Raw genomic sequence first — 17303 nt, forward strand, 5'->3', positions numbered from 1 at the left:
CCTGAGAGGTGTTTTGCAATGGCGCACTCGGCAGTTGGGCACGACGATCACCATCACCCGCAGAGCTTCTTCGAGCGTTGGTTCTTCTCGACCAACCACAAGGACATCGGCACGCTGTACCTGGGTTTCAGCTTCATCATGTTCGTCATCGGCGCGTTCATGAGCGTGCTGATCCGGCTGGAACTGGCCCAGCCCGGCATCCAGTACATCCGTCCTGAAATCTTCAACCAGCTGACCACCGTACACGCGCTGGTGATGATCTTCGGCGGGGTGATGCCGGCCTTCGTCGGCCTGGCCAACTGGATGATCCCACTGCAGATCGGCGCGCCGGACATGGCGCTGCCGCGCATGAACAACTGGTCGTTCTGGCTGCTGCCGGTGGCCTTCAGCCTGCTGCTGCTGACCTTCCTGCTGCCCGGTGGTGCGCCAGCCGGTGGCTGGACGCTGTACCCGCCGCTGTCGCTGCAGGGCGGCTACAACGTGGCGTTCACCGTGTTCGCCATCCACGTGGCCGGCATCAGTTCGATCATGGGCGCGATCAACATCATCGCCACGGTGCTGAACATGCGCGCGCCCGGCATCGACCTGCTGAAGATGCCGATCTTCTGCTGGGCCTGGCTGATCACCGCGTTCCTGCTGATCGCGGTGATGCCGGTGCTGGCCGGTGCGGTGACGATGCTGCTGACCGACAAGTTCTTCGGCACCAGCTTCTTCAATGCGGCCGGTGGTGGTGACCCGGTGATGTTCCAGCACATCTTCTGGTTCTTCGGCCATCCCGAGGTCTACATCATGATCCTGCCCGCCTTCGGCGTGGTCAGCGAGATCATCCCGACCTTCAGCCGCAAGCCGCTGTTCGGCTACCAGGCGATGGTCTACGCCACTGCGGCGATCGCGTTCCTGTCGTTCATCGTCTGGGCCCACCACATGTTCACCGTGGGCATGCCGCTGGGCGGCGAGATCTACTTCATGTTCGCCACCATGCTGATCTCGATCCCGACCGGGGTGAAGGTGTTCAACTGGGTCAGCACGATGTGGCGCGGCTCGCTCACGTTCGAAGCCCCCATGCTGTGGTCGGTGGCGTTCGTCATCCTGTTCACCATCGGCGGGTTCTCCGGCCTGATGCTGGCGATCGTGGCCGCCGACTTCCAGTATCACGACACCTACTTCGTGGTCGCCCACTTCCACTACGTGCTGGTGACCGGCGCAGTGTTCGCGCTGATCGCGGCGGTGTACTACTGGTGGCCGAAGTGGACCGGGCGCATGTACAGCGAGAAGTGGGCCAAGGTGCACTTCTGGTGGTCGATCGTGTTCGTCAACCTGCTGTTCTTCCCGCAGCATTTCCTGGGCCTGGCCGGCATGCCGCGCCGCATCCCCGATTACTCGGTGGCGTTCGCCGACTGGAACCTGATCAGCTCGATCGGTGCGTTCGGCATGTTCGCCACGCCGTTCATGATGGCTGCGATCCTGCTGTCCTCGCTGCGCAACGGCGAGAAGGCCGAGGCCCGCTCCTGGGAAGGCGCGCGCGGTCTGGAGTGGACGCTGCCGTCGCCGGCACCGGCGCACACCTTCACCACGCCGCCGACCATCCGCCCGGGTGACCTGGCCCACGACGATATCGGTCATTGAGGTGATGCATGCATAACGAGAGCCCGATCACCCCGGCCAGAGCCGAGCCACGCCTGGCCGCAAGCGCATCGGCAGGCCAGCGGCCAGGCACCGCGCCGCTTTATGCGGAGCAGCGCCAGCGCGCCAAGCGCACCGCGTTGTGGGTGGGCGCGATCGCCGTACTGGTCTACGTCGGCTTCATCCTCAGTGGCGTGATCGGTCGATGAGCGAAACACCGGCCACCGCTCCGTCACGCAGCGCCGGCCTGCCGCGCCTGATCGGCGTTGCGGTGGTGGTGTTCCTGCTGACGTTCTCGCTGGTACCGCTGTATCGCATCGCCTGCGAGAAGGTATTCGGCGTGCGCCTGGAGCGTGGCCCGGGCAGCGAAGCCAGTACCGCTGCTGCCACCGGCAAGCGCACCGTGCGGGTGGAATTCGATGGTGGCGTCAATTCGCGGCTGCCGTGGTCGTTCCATCCCGAGCAGCTGACCATGGATGTGGTGCCTGGCGAGCTCAACGAAGCGCTGTACTTTGCCCGCAACGACAGCCAGCAGGCCGTGGTCGGCAGCGCGGTGCCGTCGGTGGCGCCGGCACGCGCCTCCGGGTTCTTCAGCAAGACCGAGTGCTTCTGCTTCACTGCGCAGACCCTGCAGGCCGGCGAGAAGCGTGACATGCCGGTGCGCTTCATCGTCGATCCGGACCTGCCGCCGGAAATCCGCACGATCACCTTGTCCTACACCTTCTACCGCAACGATGCGTTGTCCGATCGGCTGGCGCCCGCCGCCACGTCGGAAGGCGCCCACGCTGCTCCCTGACCCGGATACCGACCATGGCCCAGACACCTACCGACGCCAACGTGTACTTCGTCCCGGCCCAGAGCAAGTGGCCGTTCGTCGGTTCCATCGCGATGATGGTGACCATGGTCGGCGTGGCCAGTTGGCTCAATGACGCCAGCTGGGGCCGCTGGACCTTCTACATCGGCGTGGCGATGCTGGTGCTGACCCTGTTCTGGTGGTTCAGCGATGTGGTGCGCGAGTCGCAGGCCGGCAACTACAACCGGCAGGTGGATGGTTCGTTCCGGATGGGGATGGTCTGGTTCATCTTCTCCGAAGTGATGTTCTTCGGTGCCTTCTTCGGTGCCCTGTTCTACACCCGCCACCTCGGCCTGTCGTGGTTGAGCGGCGAAGGGCGCGGGGTGATGACCAACGAGCTGCTGTGGCAGGGCTACTCGGCCGGCTGGCCGACCAATGGCCCGGCAGCGATCGGTGGCGCGTTCCAGACGATCCCGGCCTGGGGCCTGCCGCTGATCAATACGCTGATCCTGCTGACCTCGGGCGTGACCCTGACCATCGCCCACCATGCGCTGAAGGCGGGCAACCGCCGCCAGCTGTTGATCTGGCTGGGCCTGACCGTGCTGCTCGGCCTGGGCTTCCTGACCCTGCAGGCCGAGGAGTACATCCACGCCTACAAGGAATTGAACCTGACGCTCGGCTCGGGCATCTACGGTTCGACCTTCTTCATGCTGACCGGCTTCCACGGCGCACACGTGCTGCTGGGAACGATCATGCTGATCGTGATGTGGCTGCGGTCGGCGAAGGGACACTTCACCCGCGACAACCATTTCGGCTTTGAAGCGGCCGCGTGGTACTGGCACTTCGTCGACGTGGTGTGGCTGATGCTGTTCCTGTTCGTCTACGTGCTTTGACCGCGCAGGCGTCGGCAGCGTCAGCCGCCGGCGCTGCCTGGTCTGATGGGGCGTCAGCCGCCGATGCCGTGCGGTTTGATCCAGCCCATGTAGATGCTCACGATCACCAGTACGATCAACGCCACCGACACTCCGATGCGGCGGGTCAGTGCATTGACCGTGCGCTTGGTCTGGCCGCGGTCCACCAGCAGGTAATACAGGCCGGCGCCCAGATTCCAGACGATGACGATCAGAAACGCGATTACCAGCAGGGTCTTCAGCGAATCACTCATGCGCGGCTCGAGGGCAGGGTGGATGTGCCTATCTGACCGCGTTTGCGCGGACTTGTCATGATGCGCCAGCACACGCGCATGATCGGCTGGCTGATGGCGTTGCTGGCGATGGCCGGATTCACCGCGCTGGGGCTGTGGCAGCTGCAGCGGATGCAGGCCAAGCAGGCGTTGCTGGATGCACAGGGGCCAGCCGTGGCGCAGGCGCTGCCGTTGGCGCAGGCGCTGGCGGCGCAGGGCGCGCTGCATGGCGTGGCCGATCACGGTCGCTTCCTGCCGGGCGTGGTGCTGCTGGACAACCAGACCCGCCACGGCCGCGCCGGAGTGAAGATCTATCGTCCGTTCCGCAGCGATGCGGGCAGCGTGTTGCTGGTGGACCTTGGCTGGCGCGCGCTGCCGCCGGACCGCAGGTTGCCGGTGGTGCCGGCACCGCCGTCGCCGGTGGCCGTGCGAGGCCTGTTGGCGCCGCCCCCTTCGTCCGGGCTGGCGCTGGGGCCGGCGTTCACTACCACCGATGTTGCAGGGCGCTGGCTGGCCAGTCGCCTTCCCGCCGATGGCCTGGCTGCGGCACTGGGCCTGCCATCGTTGCCCGAGCGCGTGCTGCGACTGGATCCGGCGCTGCCGTTCGGCGATGAGCGCGATCTCGACCTGCTGCCGAACACGCTGCCGCCGCAGCGCCACCTGGGTTACGCCGTGCAGTGGTTCGGGCTGGCGCTGACCGTGCTGGTGGTGGCGCTGGTACTGGAATGGCGCAGAAGACGGCCCGTTGCCCGGTAGTGCCGGCCGCTGGCCGGCATCCCTTTCCCAACCATGAGAAAATGCCCCGCATGAACACTGCTACCTCCCCGCAGGCGCGCGGCAACGGCCGCCGGACCCTGGTGCTGCTGTTCGCCGTTTTCTTCGGGGCGATGGCGCTGGCCGCCCTCCTGCGTTTCTCCGGCTGGCAGCCAACCGCGCACCGCAATGCAGGGCAATTGCTGAAGCCGCCGGTGGATCTGCGCCAGCAACCGCCGACGCTGGCCAATGGCGCGGCCTACCCCTGGAACCCCGAGGCGCGCACGTGGCGCCTGCTGGTGGCCCCGGCCGGTGCCTGCGACGCGCAGTGCGTCACTTTGTCGCAGGGGCTGGGCAAGGTGTGGCAGCTGTTCGGCCATAACGCCGATAATGTCGAGATCCTGTGGCTGGGAACGCCACCGGCGTCGATCGCCTCGCTGCCCGCGCTGCGGCCGCTGGCCCCGTCGCCAGCCCTGCGCGCGGCGCTGCCTGGCGTCGATGATCCGGCGGGCCTGCCGGTCTACGTGATCGATCCGAACGGCTTCGTGATCATGCGTCATGCCCCCGGGAGCGATCTCGGCGGCCTGCGCAAGGACATGGCCACGTTGCTGAAACTGAAGTGAGTCCCGTTTGATGAGCCTTTCCGCGCGTCCGGCGCTGCACCGCAATTTCCACCGCCTGGCGTGGTTCGCCATGATCATGACCGCGAGCACGATCATGTTCGGTGCCTTCGTGCGCCTGTCCGATGCCGGCCTGAGCTGCCCGGACTGGCCGACCTGCTATGGGCAGGCAACCTGGCCGCAGCACGTGGAAGAGACCATCGGCCACCCGGCAGCGGAGATCCGTCCGCTGGAAACACACAAGGCCTGGCGTGAGCAGGTGCACCGCTTCCTGGCCGGCGCGCTCGGCATCGAGATCCTGACCCTGGCCCTGCTGGCCACACGCAAGCGGCGTTTCGGAAGCACGGCGGTGGTCACCGCCTGCGTGCTGGTGGCCGCGGGCATACCGCTGTACATGATGGGCTGGCATGGAACCGCCAGCGCGCTGGCGCTGGTCGGCGAGGCCATCCTGCTGATCGCGGCGCTGCGCTGGAGCAACATCGACCTGGCGCGCGCTGCGCTGCTGACGTTGGCGGTGGTGATCTTCCAGGCGCTGCTGGGCATGTGGACGGTGACCTTGTTGCTCAAGCCGATCGTGGTGATGGGTCATCTGCTGGGCGGCATGCTGATGTTCGGCCTGCTGGTGTGGATGGCCTGGCGTGCCACGCACATGCCGATCACCCTGGCCGAGGCGCCGAAGCTGAAGTGGCTGCTGCGCATTGGCGTGGCGGTGCTGGTCACCCAGATCGCGCTGGGTGGCTGGGTCAGCGCCAACTACGCGGCGCTGGCGTGCGGCGGCGGCAGCGCCTCGCTGGACAACTTCCCGCGCTGCGCCAACCAGTGGTGGCCGCAGCACAACTTCGCCGAGGGCTTCACCCTGTGGCGCGGTATCGGTGTGGACTACGAAGGCGGCGTGCTCGACGGTGCCTCGCGCATCGCCATCCAGATGGCCCATCGCCTGTTTGCCATCATCGTTGCCGTTTACCTGCTGTGGCTGGGCCTGCGCCTGTTCCGGCTGCCGAGCATGCGTGGCTGGGCTTCGGCCCTGGTCGCGCTGCTGGTGTTGCAGGTCACCCTCGGCATCCTCAACGTGAAGCTGGCGCTGCCGCTGGAAGTGGCAGTGGCGCACAACGGCGTTGCCGTTGCCCTGTTGTTTGTATTGGTCAGCCTGCTGGCCCGCCTGCGTGCCCCGGACTGATCCCATGTTTTCCAACTATCGCCAGTACTGGGACCTGACCAAGCCCAAGGTCGTCGCCCTTATCGTCTTCACCGCCCTGGTCGGCATGGTCCTGGCCATTCCCGGCGTGCCCAGCTGGGAGCAGGTGCGTGCCGGCCTGCTCGGCTTCCTCGGCATCTGGCTTGCCGCGTCCGCCGCTGCAGCCATCAACCAGCTGCTGGATGCGCACATCGACGCGCAGATGGCGCGCACCTCGTGGCGTCCGCTGGTGGTGGGCAAGGTCAAGCCGTGGCAGGTGCTGGTATTCGCCGGCGTGCTGATCGTGCTGTCGATGGCGATCCTGGTGCTGTGGGTGAACTGGATCACCGCGGTGCTGACCTTCGCCTCGCTGATCGGTTATGCGGTGATCTACACCGTCTACCTGAAACGTGCGACCTCGCAGAACATCGTCATCGGTGGTCTGGCCGGTGCGATGCCGCCGATGCTGGGGTGGGCGGCGGTAACCGGCATGCAAGGGCAGTCGGACTGGGCGTACTCGTCGCTGCTGGTGCTGATCATCTTCATCTGGACGCCGCCGCACTTCTGGGCGCTGGCGATCTTCCGTCGCGAGGATTACGCCAAGGCGGAAATCCCGATGCTGCCGGTCACCCATGGCGTGGTGCACACCCGCAAGCAGATCATGGCGTACTCGGTGGTGCTGGCGCTGGTCTGCCTGCTGCCGTACCTGGTTGGCATGAGCGGAGCGTTCTACCTGGGCGGGGCGATCGTGCTCAACGCCGTGTTCCTCTGGTACGCCTGGCGCATGCTCAACCCGCCGGACGAGCTGTTCTCGATGAAGATGTTCAGTTACTCCATCGTCTACCTGATGGCGCTGTTCGCCTTCCTGCTGGTGGACCACTGGATCCTGCCCTGGTTGTAGCGGGCTTAGGCATCCACGCATGGCGTGGATCTACTTGAACTGTGGTTGTCGCGTCGCCATTGCTGTTCCTGACCCCAAGGAAAGGAAGGAGCAGGGATGCATTCGATCTTCCGCTGGACCGCCGCGCTGCTGCTGGCGCTGGGCATGGCCCTCAGTGCGCGCGCCGACGACACCGCTGCGCAGATCCGGCAGCACGCCGGTGACCACCGCCTGCTGGTACTGGGTGAATTCCACGGGACACGCGAGACGCCGCTGCTGGTGCGCCAGCTGGTGGACGACTACAGCCGCAACGGCCCTGTCGTGCTGGCGCTGGAACTGCCACGTGGGGAAACCCCCACGCTGCGCGATTACCTGGCTTCCGATGGCGGAGAGCAGGCACGCCAGCAGCTGCGCGGGCGTGCGTTCTGGACCGTGCGCGATGACCAGCACGATGGCCGTCGCAGCCGCGACATGCTGGCGATGATCGAAAGCCTGCGCGTGCTGAAGTCGCAGGGGCGTGTAATCGAAGTGGTTGGCTATGACGTCAATGCCAGCAAGGGCGGCAACCAGGCACGCGATGACCGCATGGCCGCCGAGTTGCGGCGCCTGTACGGGCGCCTGCCGGCTGTCGCACGCATGCTGGTTCTGACCGGCAACGTACACGCCATGCTGCAGCGGCCGCAAGGTATGCCGCTGGAAATGCAGATGCAGCCGATGGCCTCCCAGCTGCGGGACCTGGAGATCTACAGCGTACGGTTGGGCGCGCAGCGTGGTCAGGCGTGGGGATGCGCGGGCAGTTGCATGGCGCGGTCACTTCCAGAGCAGGTGGCCACGCGGCCGCGGGTCGATGCCCATGCGGGACGGCCGTACGACCTGTGGGTGTGGATGCCGGAGCTGAGCGTCGGCACGCTGGTGGATCCGTAGCGTCAGGCAAACCATCCACGCATGGCGTGGATCTACTCCAAACCACGGAGGGCGTGAACCCGCAGTAGATCCACGCCATGCGTGGATGGCTGTTCCACAGGTCAGGGCGCGCGCTTGGCATACCGTTGAGCGATCACGCCGCAGACGATCAGCTGGATCTGGTGATAGATCATCACCGGCAGCACGATCGCGCCGAGGTTGCCGCCAGCGAACAGCACCTTGGCGATAGGCACGCCGGTGGCCAGACTCTTCTTTGATCCGCAGAACACGATGGCGATCTCGTCTTCGCGGTTGAAGCGCAGGCGGCGGGCGATGAAGGTGATCAACGGCATCGCGATGCCCAGCAGTACCGCCGCCACCACCGCCACCGCCAATAGCGACAGCAGCGGCGTCTTGCTCCACAACCCCTCGGTGACCGCTTCGCCGAATGCCGAGTACACCACCAGCAGTATGGTGGCCTGGTCGGTGTAGCGCAGCAGCGCGCGCTGTTTCTCAACCCAGCCGGCGATCCACGGGCGCAGCAGGTGGCCGGCCACGAACGGCACCAGCAGCTGCAGCATGATGCCGCCGATGGCATGCAGCGGGTCATGCACGCCGCCGGAGGTGCCGGCCAGTGCGGTCAACAGCAGGGGCGTGAGGAACACGCCGAGGATGCTCGACAGCGAAGCACTGCACACGGCCGCCGGCACGTTGCCGCGCGCCATTGAGGTGAACGCGATGGACGACTGCACGGTGGAGGGCAGGGTGCACAGGAACAGCACGCCCAGGTACAGCTCAGGCGTCAGCAGCCAGCCGGACAACGGCTTGAACAACAGCCCCAGCAGCGGGAACAGGATGAAGGTGCAGGCGAGGATCGTCAGGTGCAGGCGCCAGTGCAGCATGCCGCCGATGATCGATTCGCGCGGCAGGCGCGCGCCATGCAGGAAGAACAGCGCGGCGATGGCGACGGTGGTGACATCGTCGAGCACCAGGGCGGCGGCGCCTTTCATCGGCAGCAGCGAGGCCAGGCCGACGGTGCACAGCAGGGCGAGGGTGAAGTTGTCCGGTCGCAGGCGCGACCACCAGCGGGTCATGGTGGATGGGCTCCTTGGTGCGGGGGGATTACCCCGGGAATCAGGGGGTGGGAGAAGGGATCGCCAGACGCCCGCGGGTGGCCGCTTCCAACGACTTCAGGCCGGCTCGCTGGCCCAGTTGCAGCGCCTGTTCCGGGCTGGCGTGTTCGTAGCGTGCGTTGACCAGGCCGAGCACGGCACCGGCGCGGTTGCCGGAGGCGCAGTGCAGCAGCACCGGCCCCTGGCTCTGCTGCAGGGCCTGGTGCACGGCGCGCACATTGGCGGCATCCAGGCCCTCGGCACCGGCCACAGGAATGCGTACATAGCGCAGGCCGAGCGCTTCGGCCTCGCGTGTTTCATCGAAGCCGCGATCTTCATCGGGTTGGCGCAGGTCGATCACCGTGCGCACGCCTTGCGCAGCCAGTTCGCGCAGTTGCGCGGCCGTGGGCTGGCCACCGGCATAAAGGCCGGGGCGGACTTCAGCAAGAACAGGGTCCGCAGCCCAGGCCGGCAGGATCGGGCAGAGCGACAACAACAGCAGGCAGGTCAGGCGCAGCAGCATGCTCTCTCCGGGGATATGTTCTGCCGCTACAGGCGCAGATTGGCGCGTGCCTTCAGCAGTTCGCGCATCTCGTACTTGTCAGTATCGTCCAGACCCTGTTGTCGCTGCTTGGCGTTGAGGTCGTCGATCCGCTGGAACAGCAGCTGCTTCTCCAGCTGGCCGACCGCGTCATGCAGTTCCACCGTCCACATCGCTTCATCGCCCGCCAGCGTCTGCGCGGCCAAGGTGTGCAGCGAGGCCTGTTCTTCGCGGCCGTCGAAATGCTCCAGCAGGGCGCCGGTACTGATGTCCGGGCGCTGTTCGACCAGCCCCAGCAATTCCAGCAGCAGCTCAACGCCCGGCAGGCGCAGGCCCTGGAAGTGATGCTTGCCGCCCAGGGTCAGGGCCAGCGACGGTTGCTGCAGCAGGACGGCGATCGCGCCGCGCACCAGGCTGCGCTTGGCCGCCGGTTGGATCGTGCGCGGAGCGGCGCGTTGTGGCATCTGCGGCCGGCCCGCCTGCGCGTTGCCACCCAGGCCGGTCAGCTGCGCCAACTGCTGCTTCATCAGGTCGCCGAAGGCACCATCGGGAATCTGCGCCAGCATCGGCTTGGCGCGCTCGGCCAGCCGTGCCTTGCCATCCAGCGTGCCCAGGTTGATCTCGCGGGTCAGCTCGTCGAAGAAGAACTGCGACAGCGGCGTGGCCTGCTTCAAGCGTTCGTCGAAGGCCTCGGCGCCTTCCTTGCGCACGATGCTGTCCGGGTCTTCGCCGTCGGGCAGGAACAGGAAGAAGGCCTGGCGGCCGTCCTTCATGCGTGGCAGCACCGATTCCAGCGCCTTCCAGCCGGCGCGGCGGCCGGCGGCGTCGCCATCGAAGCAGAAGAACACGTCCGGCGCGTTGCGGAACAACAGCTCGGCGTGGTCCGGCGTGGTTGCCGTGCCCAGCGTCGCCACCGCCTGGGTGACGCCGAACTGGAACAGCGAGACCACGTCCATGTAGCCCTCGACCACGATCAAGCGCTCGATCTTCTGGTTGGCCTGGCGCACCTGCCACAGGCCGTACAGCTCGCGGCCCTTGTGGAACAGCGCGGTCTCGGGCGAGTTGAGGTACTTGGGGCCGTCGTCCTTCTCGAACACGCGCCCGCCGAAGGCGATCACCCGGCCACGGCGGTCGAAGATCGGGAACATCACCCGGTCACGGAACTTGTCGTAGACGTGGCCGCGGTCGTTCTTGGAGAACAGGCCGGCGCGGTCGAGCAGCTTCATCCGCCGCTCGTCCTTGCCCAGTGCGTCGCGCAGGCCGCTGTAGCCATCAGGCGCATAGCCGATCTGGAAGCGTGCGCGGTTCTCTTCATCCACGCCGCGGCCATCGAGGTAGCTGCGGGCTTTCTCGCTGCCCTCAAGGTTCTTCTGGAAGAACTTGGTTGCCGCGTCCAGCGCCGAATACAGCTCGCGACTATCATCCTGCTGCTGGGCGCTGCGCGGGTTCTCGCTGCGCGGCACTTCCATGCCGGCACGCTTGGCCAGTTCATCCACCGCGTCGAGGAATTCGAGGCGGTCGTAGTTCATCAGGAAGCTGATGGCCGTGCCGTGCGCGCCGCAGCCGAAGCAGTGATAGAACTGTTTGGTCGGCGAGACGGTGAACGAGGCCGAGCGTTCGTCATGGAACGGGCAGCGCGCGGCGTACTCCTTGCCCTGGCGCTTCAACGGCACGCGACTGCCCACCACCTCGACGATGTCGGAGCGGGCCAGCAGGTCGTCGATGAAAGCGTCGGGGATACGGGCCATGGGCAACGAGGCAGGGCGCGGCGGCAGCCACGCGGAGGGGGGAGTCAGTCCCCCTAGTTTACCCCTTGCCGGCCACGTTCCCGGGCGCGTTAGACGCAGTGCCAGGGTCGATGCCGGCAGCGAGCAGATGATGGCGTGCGCGCAGGCGTTCATCGATCACCGCGGTCATCAGCGCGCCGACGAAGAAGACCACGGTGGCGTAGTAGATCCAGACCAGCGAGATCACCAGCGCACCCATCGAGCCGTAAGCACTGCCCGGTGCGACGGTGGCGATGTACACGCCGATGCCATAGCGGCCGAGCGCGAACAGCGCCGAGGTGATGAGGCCGCCGATGAAGGCCTGGCGCCACGCCACGCGCCGGTCCGGCAGGTAGTGATACATGAAGGCGAAGCCGACCGCGTACAGCAGCAGGCTGGTCAGGTAGCCGATGGCCGGCAGGATCGAGGGCAGCTGCGCAAAGGCCACCTGCAGCACGGTGGTGGCGGTCATCGACAGGATCAGCAGGAAGCCCAGCGCCAGCACCACGCCGAAGGAGAACACGCGCTTGCGCAGCCAGGCCTTGATGCCCTCCAGGCGTTCGCCGCTGGTGCGGAAGATCAGGTTCAGTGCGTTCTGCAACTGGGCAAACACCGCAGTGGCGCCAACGAACAGCAACAGCGTGCTCCACAGCCCGGCCAGCGATCCGACGTCGGGCTGGTTGTCGGCATTCTTCAGCACGGTTTCGGCCACGGTCGCGGCACTGCTGCCGGCCACGGAGCTGATCTGGTCGACCAGGGCCTGCTGTGCCGGCGGATACAGCGAGGCGGTCAGCCACAGCAGCAGCACCAGCAGTGGCGCCATCGACAGCAGGGCATAGAAGGAAACCGAGGCGGCCTGGGTCAGCACGTCGATTTCGACGAAGCGCTTGACGACGGCCATCGGGAAACTGTCCTGCAGGCGCTTGATGTACTTGTGCAGGGACGCGGGGCCGCCGTGCGGCGCGCGGTCTTCGGGGGCGTGGGACGTTGGATCAACCATGCCGGAGTTGTAGCAGCACCACGTCGAAGACGCGGTGAAGCAGGTGCGCAGGAGCGCGTCCCGGAGTCCCTTCGCAGTGCGGAAGGGACCCGGGTCTGGCGTTGCTTACGACAGCGCCTGCTTGACCAGCTTGGACACCAGGCCCATGTCGGCCTGGCCGGCCAGCTTGGGCTTCAGCGCGCCCATCAGCTTGCCCATGTCGGCCGCGCTGCTGGCGCCGGTTTCGGCGATGGCCGCCTGGATGGCCGCGACAATCTCGGCTTCGCCCATCTTGGCCGGCAGGTAGGCTTCGATCACCACGATTTCGGCGCGCTCGATTGCCGCCAGGTCTTCGCGGTTGGCCGCTTCAAACTGGCTGACCGAGTCCTTGCGCTGCTTGACCATCTTGTCGAGCACGGCGATCACGGCGGTGTCGTCGAGCTCGATGCGCTCGTCGACTTCCTTCTGCTTGATGGCGGCGTTGATCAGGCGGATGACGCCCAGCTTGTGCTTCTCGCCGCCCTTCATGGCGGCCTTCATGTCTTCGGTGAGCTGCTGCTTCATGCTCATGACGAACCTCGTGGTGGTAGTAGGGCAGGGCGGATGCCCGGGCCCGGAAACGCAAAAAGCCGGCGACGCTCGCGCGTGCCGGCTTCGACTCTATCGCGGCAGGGAATGCCCACCGCAATGAAGATGCGTCCGATCAGTACAGGCGCTGACGCTTGGTAACGTCGCGCGACGAGCGGCGCAGCTGACGCTTCACAGCAGCGGCGGCCTTGCGCTTGCGCTCCTGGGTCGGCTTTTCGTAGAACTCGCGCTTGCGGGTTTCGGCCAGCACACCGGCCTTTTCGCAAGTGCGCTTGAAGCGGCGAAGAGCAAACTCAAAGGGTTCGTTCTCGCGGACTTTGACGCTGGGCATGGAATCTCCGGGACACAGTAGAACCGGGTCACGCCCGGCGAGCCGCACATTATAGTGGCGAATAAACAAACTGCAAGCCACAAATCCTGAATAGGGGCAAGTTGTTGGATTGCAGTGAGGCCTGCCAGTTCCCCGAGGGGTTGGCAGGGGCGTCATAATAGCAGGCATGCGAGTCCTTGGCATCGAATCTTCCTGTGACGAGACCGGCGTGGCGGTGTATGACACCGACCTGGCCGGCAGCGCTGCCCTGCGCGCCCATGCGGTCTACAGCCAGATCGCCCTGCACGCCGAGTACGGCGGTGTGGTGCCTGAGCTGGCCAGCCGTGACCACGTGCGCAAGCTGCTGCCGTTGATCCGGCAGACGCTGGCCGAGGCCGGGCTCGGCGTGAACGACATCGACGGGGTGGCCTACACCGCCGGCCCCGGCCTGGTCGGGGCGCTGCTGGTGGGCGCCGGCGTGGCCCGGTCGCTGGCCTGGGCGCTGGAGGTTCCCGCCGTGGGCGTGCACCACATGGAAGGTCATCTGTTGGCGCCGCTGATGGAAGACGATCCGCCGCAGGCCCCGTTCGTGGCCCTGCTGGTGTCCGGTGGCCATACCCAGCTGGTGGCCGTCGATGCCATCGGCCAGTACCGGCTGCTGGGCGAAACCCTGGACGACGCGGCAGGCGAAGCCTTCGACAAGACCGCCAAGATGATGGGCCTGCCGTACCCCGGTGGGCCGCAGCTGGCCGCGCTGGCCGAGCAGGGCACGCCGGGCGTCTACCGCTTCACGCGGCCGATGACCGACCGCCCGGGCCTGGATTTCAGCTTCTCCGGCCTGAAGACCCAGGTCCTGATGGCCTGGCGCGACAGCGACCAGAGTGAGCAGACCCGCGCCGACATTGCCCGTGGCTTTGAAGACGCCGTGGTCGAGACCCTGTGCATCAAGTGCGAACGCGCGCTGGAAGCGGCCGGCACCAATGTGATCGTGGTGGCCGGTGGTGTGGGTGCGAACAAGCGCCTGCGCGCCCGCCTGCAGCAGATGGCCGAGCGCCTCGGCGGCCGCGCCTGCTTCCCGCGGCCGGCGTTGTGCACCGACAACGGCGCGATGATCGCCTTCGCCGGCGCGCTGCGCCTGCTGGCGGGCCAGCACAGCCCCCCGAAGGTGGACGTCACCCCGCGCTGGGACATGGCGACGCTGCCGGCGGTGTGAAGCCCCACAACCGGTAGCGCCGGGCCATGCCCGGCGGACGCATTATGGACGCCCTGCCAACGGCGACGCCGCCAATACCGTCGTCGCCCGTTCATGGCGCTGCAGCCATGCCAGCGTGTGTGGGCACCGGGCGTGGATCAGCCGCCCGATCGCGGCCAGGTCGGCGCCGATGTCGCGCTCGATGATCGGTTCGTGGTGGGCGATGCGGTTGCGCAGATTGCGGATGCGGTCGAGGTCGGCATGGATGGTGGTGCGGACGGTGCCGACAGTGTTCTGTGGAGCATTGGGCAGAGCGATCTTCAGGCTTCGCGTCCAGAGGGGCCCCTCAAAGCGCCGTGTAAAGAGTTGCTGCCAGAATGCGAATCGAAGGCTGGCGATGATCTCCGGCGTGTTCATCTGCTGATTCGATCGCTTGTGCAGGTCCTGCAGCGCCGACAACGCGCCATCGGCGGGCATGCGCTGCAACAGTGCTGGATGCCATGGCCAGCGGGGACCATAGGCATGCGCAAGTGCTGCGGCGACTGCGTTGCGGATGACGATTTCACAGATGTGAAGCGGCGATAGCAAAGCGCTACACATCTGCATGTTCCAGACATACAGCGAGGCCGCATCCAGGGAATGACGGTCTGCGATGCGTTTGTAGGTCGCCCAGCGTGGTCGGGATAGTGCTGCTTGCAGGATCCTCTGCTCTTTCATTGGCGGCGGAATCACGTTGTGGATCACCAGCGTGCGCCGGCAGCCGTACGGGTGATATCGGGCAATGCCATCCGGTTGCCTGGCAGAACTCCCAACGGCATTCGGACTTCCCCGGAATGTCGCGAATGCCTCTGGACGACAGGGAAAATGATCTTCATCCTTCGCAGCGTGTGCTTCGGGACTCGCGGCTGGATTCCAGCTCCCCCCGAGGACGTTGAGAGGTACCAAAGGGCCCCGCTAGCAGGGCCCTTTGTCTTTTCCAGACCTTGTGAATGCCCGGCGAGCCGCCTCCGTTCCGGGCAGGCTCACTGCCGTCCCGTTACCATGGCCGCCTGTTTTCCGGCTGGTAACCGCAATGGACAAGGTTTTCATCGAAGGGCTGACGATCGACGCCCTGATCGGCATCTACGATTGGGAGCGGCGGATCCGCCAGGACCTGGTGTTCGATCTGGAGATGGGGTTCGACAACCGTCGCCCGGCCGCCAGCGATGACATTGCCCATACCCTGAACTACAAGGCAGTCAGCAAGCGCCTGGAGCAGTTCGTGCGCGAATCGGAGTTCGGGCTGGTGGAGACCCTGGCCGAGCGCTGCGCGCAGATCGTGCTGGACGAGTTCGACGTGAAGTGGCTGCGCCTGAAGCTGAGCAAGCCAGGGGCGGTGCGCGGTGCACGTGCGGTCGGCGTGATCATCGAACGCTCGCGGGACTGACACGCCGGTAGTGCTGGCCGTCGGCTGGCAACCCCCGGTAGTGCCGGCCGCTGGCCGGCAACCTCAACAGCAATGAAGAAGGAGACAACCGATGGTGGACGCAGTGGTGGCGGTACAGTGGCTGGAAAAGCTGCAGAACACACTGGAACCCTATCCTGGCGCCTACCTGGCGTTGATGATCTCGGCGCTGCTGGTTGCCGCCGGCCTGGCCAACTGGGTGACCAAGCGCATCCTGCTGCGCGGCCTGCGTCGCCTGCTCAACCGCCTGCCCGGCGCCGATACCGGCCGCGGCAGCCATCTGATGCGGGTCATTTCGCGGCTGTCCAACGTGGTGCCCAGCCAGGTGATCGCCTCGGGCATCCGTATCGTGCCGGACCTGCCGCCGGGCCTGGTCGGCTTCATCATCGGTGCCTGCCAGGCGTGGGCGATCCTGACCGTGGTGCTGGCGCTGTCGCATGCGCTGGATGCGGCCAACGACCTGTACGAACGTCGCCCCGAGGCGCGCAACAAGCCGATCAAGGGGTACCTGCAGGTCGCCAAGATCATCATCTTCGTGATCGCCGGGCTGTCGATCGTTGCCACCCTCGCCGGTGTCGATCTGCGCTACCTGGTCACCGGCCTGGGCGCGGCCACCGCAGTACTGATGCTGATCTTCCAGGACACCATCCTGTCGCTGGTGGCCAGCGTGCAGATCAGTGGTGATGGGCGTATCCGCATCGGCGACTGGATCGAGATGCCCAGCCAGAATGCCGACGGCGATGTCATCGATATCGCCCTGCATACGGTGACGGTGCAGAACTTCGACAAGACCATCACCACCATCCCGACCAAGAAGCTGGTGACCGAGTCGTTCAAGAACTGGCGCGGCATGCAGGAGGCCGGTGGCCGCCGGATCAAGCGCGCGCTGTTCCTGGACCAGCACAGCGTGCGTTTCATGGAGGAGGACGACCTGGCTTTCCTCGGCCAGTTCGCCCTGCTGGGCGACTACCTGCGCGGCAAGCAGCAGGAGCTGGGCCAGTGGAACGGGCGCCTGCGCGAGCAGGGCGTGGCCGAGGTCAACAGCCGCCGGGTGACCAACCTGGGGACCTTCCGCGCCTACGTGGAGCGTTATCTGGCCAACCACCCGGGCATCCATACCGACATGACGCTGCTGGTGCGCCAGCTGCAGCCGACCACCGAAGGCCTGCCGCTGGAGCTGTACTGCTTCACCCGCAGCACCGCCTGGGGCGAATACGAGGCTGTGCAGTCGGACATCTTCGACCACCTGCTGGCGATCCTTCCCGCCTTTGGCCTGCGGGTGTTCCAGGCGTCCAGCGACGCGATGTTGATGTCCGGGCAGCGCCAGTTGGCCGGCTCGGAGTAAGCTGCGATGCCCCCGGTCGGACCGTACGGATCCGGCTGGTGGCTGAAACTGAATGACGAAACCTCTCGCCAAATCGTCCGGGATCGCTAGAATGCCG

The 17303-nt window shown here is 66.2% G+C and carries 20 protein-coding genes; 12 read left to right on the top strand and 8 right to left on the bottom strand.

Going from position 1 to position 17303, the window contains the following annotated elements; genetic code table 11:
- The first annotated feature begins 18 nt into the window (after positions 1-18).
- From ctaD to ACUXVE_RS17340, 4 genes are read left to right on the top strand one after another with little or no spacing between them, the layout of a single operon-like run.
- Positions 19-1626, top strand: a complete 1608-nt coding sequence (gene ctaD / locus ACUXVE_RS17325) for a cytochrome c oxidase subunit I (protein ID WP_025878294.1) — start codon at positions 19-21, stop codon at positions 1624-1626.
- Between the two features lie 8 nt (positions 1627-1634).
- Entirely contained in the window at positions 1635-1832 is a 198-nt protein-coding gene (locus ACUXVE_RS17330) for a hypothetical protein (protein WP_093821020.1), read from the top strand.
- Positions 1829-2419, top strand: coding sequence for a cytochrome c oxidase assembly protein (locus ACUXVE_RS17335; protein ID WP_445514860.1), 591 nt, complete (start codon positions 1829-1831; stop codon positions 2417-2419). The genes ACUXVE_RS17330 and ACUXVE_RS17335 overlap by 4 nt, the downstream gene beginning before the upstream one ends.
- A 14-nt stretch (positions 2420-2433) precedes the next feature.
- A complete protein-coding gene (locus ACUXVE_RS17340) occupies positions 2434-3309 on the top strand; it encodes a cytochrome c oxidase subunit 3 (RefSeq protein ID WP_025878291.1) in 876 nt (291 codons plus the stop codon).
- A 53-nt stretch (positions 3310-3362) separates the two neighbouring features.
- Here ACUXVE_RS17340 and ACUXVE_RS17345 read toward each other — a convergent pair whose 3' ends face one another.
- Positions 3363-3581 (bottom strand): twin transmembrane helix small protein, encoded by a 219-nt coding sequence (locus tag ACUXVE_RS17345; RefSeq protein WP_010484233.1) that lies wholly within the window; start codon positions 3579-3581, stop codon positions 3363-3365.
- A gap of 57 nt (positions 3582-3638) precedes the next feature.
- Here ACUXVE_RS17345 and ACUXVE_RS17350 point away from each other — a divergent pair, with 57 nt between their 5' ends.
- The 5 genes from ACUXVE_RS17350 (at position 3639) to ACUXVE_RS17370 (ending at position 7950) form a co-directional block, all read left to right on the top strand.
- The gene (locus ACUXVE_RS17350) at positions 3639-4355 is read left to right on the top strand and encodes an SURF1 family protein (protein ID WP_093821018.1); all 717 of its coding nucleotides are present in this window, start codon (positions 3639-3641) and stop codon (positions 4353-4355) included.
- Between the two features lie 50 nt (positions 4356-4405).
- The gene (locus ACUXVE_RS17355) at positions 4406-4975 is read left to right on the top strand and encodes a hypothetical protein (protein ID WP_033830168.1); all 570 of its coding nucleotides are present in this window, start codon (positions 4406-4408) and stop codon (positions 4973-4975) included.
- Positions 4976-4985: 10 nt separating this feature from the next.
- Positions 4986-6149 (top strand): COX15/CtaA family protein, encoded by a 1164-nt coding sequence (locus ACUXVE_RS17360; protein WP_445514861.1) that lies wholly within the window; start codon positions 4986-4988, stop codon positions 6147-6149.
- Between the two features lie 4 nt (positions 6150-6153).
- On the top strand, positions 6154-7047 hold the full coding sequence (gene cyoE, locus ACUXVE_RS17365; protein WP_033830169.1) for a heme o synthase: 894 nt from the start codon (positions 6154-6156) through the stop codon (positions 7045-7047).
- Between the two features lie 96 nt (positions 7048-7143).
- A complete protein-coding gene (locus ACUXVE_RS17370) occupies positions 7144-7950 on the top strand; it encodes a calcium-binding protein (protein ID WP_445514862.1) in 807 nt (268 codons plus the stop codon).
- 101 nt (positions 7951-8051) lie between these two features.
- Here the strand turns inward: ACUXVE_RS17370 and ACUXVE_RS17375 are convergent, their stop codons facing one another.
- From ACUXVE_RS17375 to rpsU, 6 genes are all read right to left on the bottom strand, one after another.
- The gene (locus ACUXVE_RS17375; protein ID WP_445514863.1) at positions 8052-9023 is read right to left on the bottom strand and encodes a bile acid:sodium symporter family protein; all 972 of its coding nucleotides are present in this window, start codon (positions 9021-9023) and stop codon (positions 8052-8054) included.
- Between the two features lie 40 nt (positions 9024-9063).
- Positions 9064-9564 (bottom strand): fused DSP-PTPase phosphatase/NAD kinase-like protein, encoded by a 501-nt coding sequence (locus ACUXVE_RS17380; protein WP_445514864.1) that lies wholly within the window; start codon positions 9562-9564, stop codon positions 9064-9066.
- 26 nt (positions 9565-9590) lie between these two features.
- Positions 9591-11330: a DNA primase gene (gene dnaG / locus ACUXVE_RS17385; RefSeq protein WP_025878279.1), complete on the bottom strand. Its 1740-nt coding sequence runs from the start codon at positions 11328-11330 to the stop codon at positions 9591-9593.
- Positions 11331-11388: 58 nt separating this feature from the next.
- Positions 11389-12348 carry a YihY/virulence factor BrkB family protein gene (locus ACUXVE_RS17390; protein WP_222387883.1) on the bottom strand — a complete coding sequence of 320 codons (960 nt, stop codon included), beginning with the start codon at positions 12346-12348 and terminating at the stop codon, positions 11389-11391.
- A gap of 105 nt (positions 12349-12453) precedes the next feature.
- Positions 12454-12897: a GatB/YqeY domain-containing protein gene (locus ACUXVE_RS17395; protein WP_032975623.1), complete on the bottom strand. Its 444-nt coding sequence runs from the start codon at positions 12895-12897 to the stop codon at positions 12454-12456.
- 133 nt (positions 12898-13030) lie between these two features.
- Positions 13031-13246, bottom strand: a complete 216-nt coding sequence (rpsU, locus tag ACUXVE_RS17400) for a 30S ribosomal protein S21 (protein ID WP_002808376.1) — start codon at positions 13244-13246, stop codon at positions 13031-13033.
- Between the two features lie 166 nt (positions 13247-13412).
- Between rpsU and tsaD the strand changes: the two genes are divergently transcribed.
- Entirely contained in the window at positions 13413-14438 is a 1026-nt protein-coding gene (tsaD, locus tag ACUXVE_RS17405; protein WP_049468546.1) for a tRNA (adenosine(37)-N6)-threonylcarbamoyltransferase complex transferase subunit TsaD, read from the top strand.
- Between the two features lie 42 nt (positions 14439-14480).
- On the opposite strand, the gene ACUXVE_RS17410 is transcribed toward tsaD, so the two are convergent.
- Positions 14481-15161: a hypothetical protein gene (locus ACUXVE_RS17410; RefSeq protein ID WP_445514865.1), complete on the bottom strand. Its 681-nt coding sequence runs from the start codon at positions 15159-15161 to the stop codon at positions 14481-14483.
- A 328-nt stretch (positions 15162-15489) separates the two neighbouring features.
- Between ACUXVE_RS17410 and folB the strand changes: the two genes are divergently transcribed.
- The gene (folB, locus tag ACUXVE_RS17415) at positions 15490-15843 is read left to right on the top strand and encodes a dihydroneopterin aldolase (RefSeq protein ID WP_025878255.1); all 354 of its coding nucleotides are present in this window, start codon (positions 15490-15492) and stop codon (positions 15841-15843) included.
- Between the two features lie 91 nt (positions 15844-15934).
- Positions 15935-17206 (top strand): mechanosensitive ion channel family protein, encoded by a 1272-nt coding sequence (locus ACUXVE_RS17420; RefSeq protein WP_222387882.1) that lies wholly within the window; start codon positions 15935-15937, stop codon positions 17204-17206.
- Positions 17207-17303 lie beyond the last annotated feature (97 nt).

This window comes from Stenotrophomonas sp. 3(2025), from assembly GCF_052665395.1.

What these genes read in the sequence shown, in the direction of transcription:
- folB (WP_025878255.1), top strand. Translation starts at nt 15,490, where the DNA reads ATGGACAAGGTTTTCATCGAAGGGCTGACGATCGACGCCCTGATCGGC.
- ACUXVE_RS17360 (WP_445514861.1), top strand. Translation starts at nt 4,986, where the DNA reads ATGAGCCTTTCCGCGCGTCCGGCGCTGCACCGCAATTTCCACCGCCTG.
- rpsU (WP_002808376.1), bottom strand. Translation starts at nt 13,246, where the DNA reads ATGCCCAGCGTCAAAGTCCGCGAGAACGAACCCTTTGAGTTTGCTCTT.
- ctaD (WP_025878294.1), top strand. Translation starts at nt 19, where the DNA reads ATGGCGCACTCGGCAGTTGGGCACGACGATCACCATCACCCGCAGAGC.
- ACUXVE_RS17340 (WP_025878291.1), top strand. Translation starts at nt 2,434, where the DNA reads ATGGCCCAGACACCTACCGACGCCAACGTGTACTTCGTCCCGGCCCAG.
- ACUXVE_RS17375 (WP_445514863.1), bottom strand. Translation starts at nt 9,023, where the DNA reads ATGACCCGCTGGTGGTCGCGCCTGCGACCGGACAACTTCACCCTCGCC.
- ACUXVE_RS17380 (WP_445514864.1), bottom strand. Translation starts at nt 9,564, where the DNA reads ATGCTGCTGCGCCTGACCTGCCTGCTGTTGTTGTCGCTCTGCCCGATC.
- dnaG (WP_025878279.1), bottom strand. Translation starts at nt 11,330, where the DNA reads ATGGCCCGTATCCCCGACGCTTTCATCGACGACCTGCTGGCCCGCTCC.
- ACUXVE_RS17395 (WP_032975623.1), bottom strand. Translation starts at nt 12,897, where the DNA reads ATGAGCATGAAGCAGCAGCTCACCGAAGACATGAAGGCCGCCATGAAG.
- ACUXVE_RS17330 (WP_093821020.1), top strand. Translation starts at nt 1,635, where the DNA reads ATGCATAACGAGAGCCCGATCACCCCGGCCAGAGCCGAGCCACGCCTG.
- ACUXVE_RS17370 (WP_445514862.1), top strand. Translation starts at nt 7,144, where the DNA reads ATGCATTCGATCTTCCGCTGGACCGCCGCGCTGCTGCTGGCGCTGGGC.
- ACUXVE_RS17420 (WP_222387882.1), top strand. Translation starts at nt 15,935, where the DNA reads ATGGTGGACGCAGTGGTGGCGGTACAGTGGCTGGAAAAGCTGCAGAAC.
- ACUXVE_RS17345 (WP_010484233.1), bottom strand. Translation starts at nt 3,581, where the DNA reads ATGAGTGATTCGCTGAAGACCCTGCTGGTAATCGCGTTTCTGATCGTC.
- ACUXVE_RS17350 (WP_093821018.1), top strand. Translation starts at nt 3,639, where the DNA reads ATGATGCGCCAGCACACGCGCATGATCGGCTGGCTGATGGCGTTGCTG.
- ACUXVE_RS17390 (WP_222387883.1), bottom strand. Translation starts at nt 12,348, where the DNA reads ATGGTTGATCCAACGTCCCACGCCCCCGAAGACCGCGCGCCGCACGGC.
- tsaD (WP_049468546.1), top strand. Translation starts at nt 13,413, where the DNA reads ATGCGAGTCCTTGGCATCGAATCTTCCTGTGACGAGACCGGCGTGGCG.
- cyoE (WP_033830169.1), top strand. Translation starts at nt 6,154, where the DNA reads ATGTTTTCCAACTATCGCCAGTACTGGGACCTGACCAAGCCCAAGGTC.
- ACUXVE_RS17335 (WP_445514860.1), top strand. Translation starts at nt 1,829, where the DNA reads ATGAGCGAAACACCGGCCACCGCTCCGTCACGCAGCGCCGGCCTGCCG.
- ACUXVE_RS17355 (WP_033830168.1), top strand. Translation starts at nt 4,406, where the DNA reads ATGAACACTGCTACCTCCCCGCAGGCGCGCGGCAACGGCCGCCGGACC.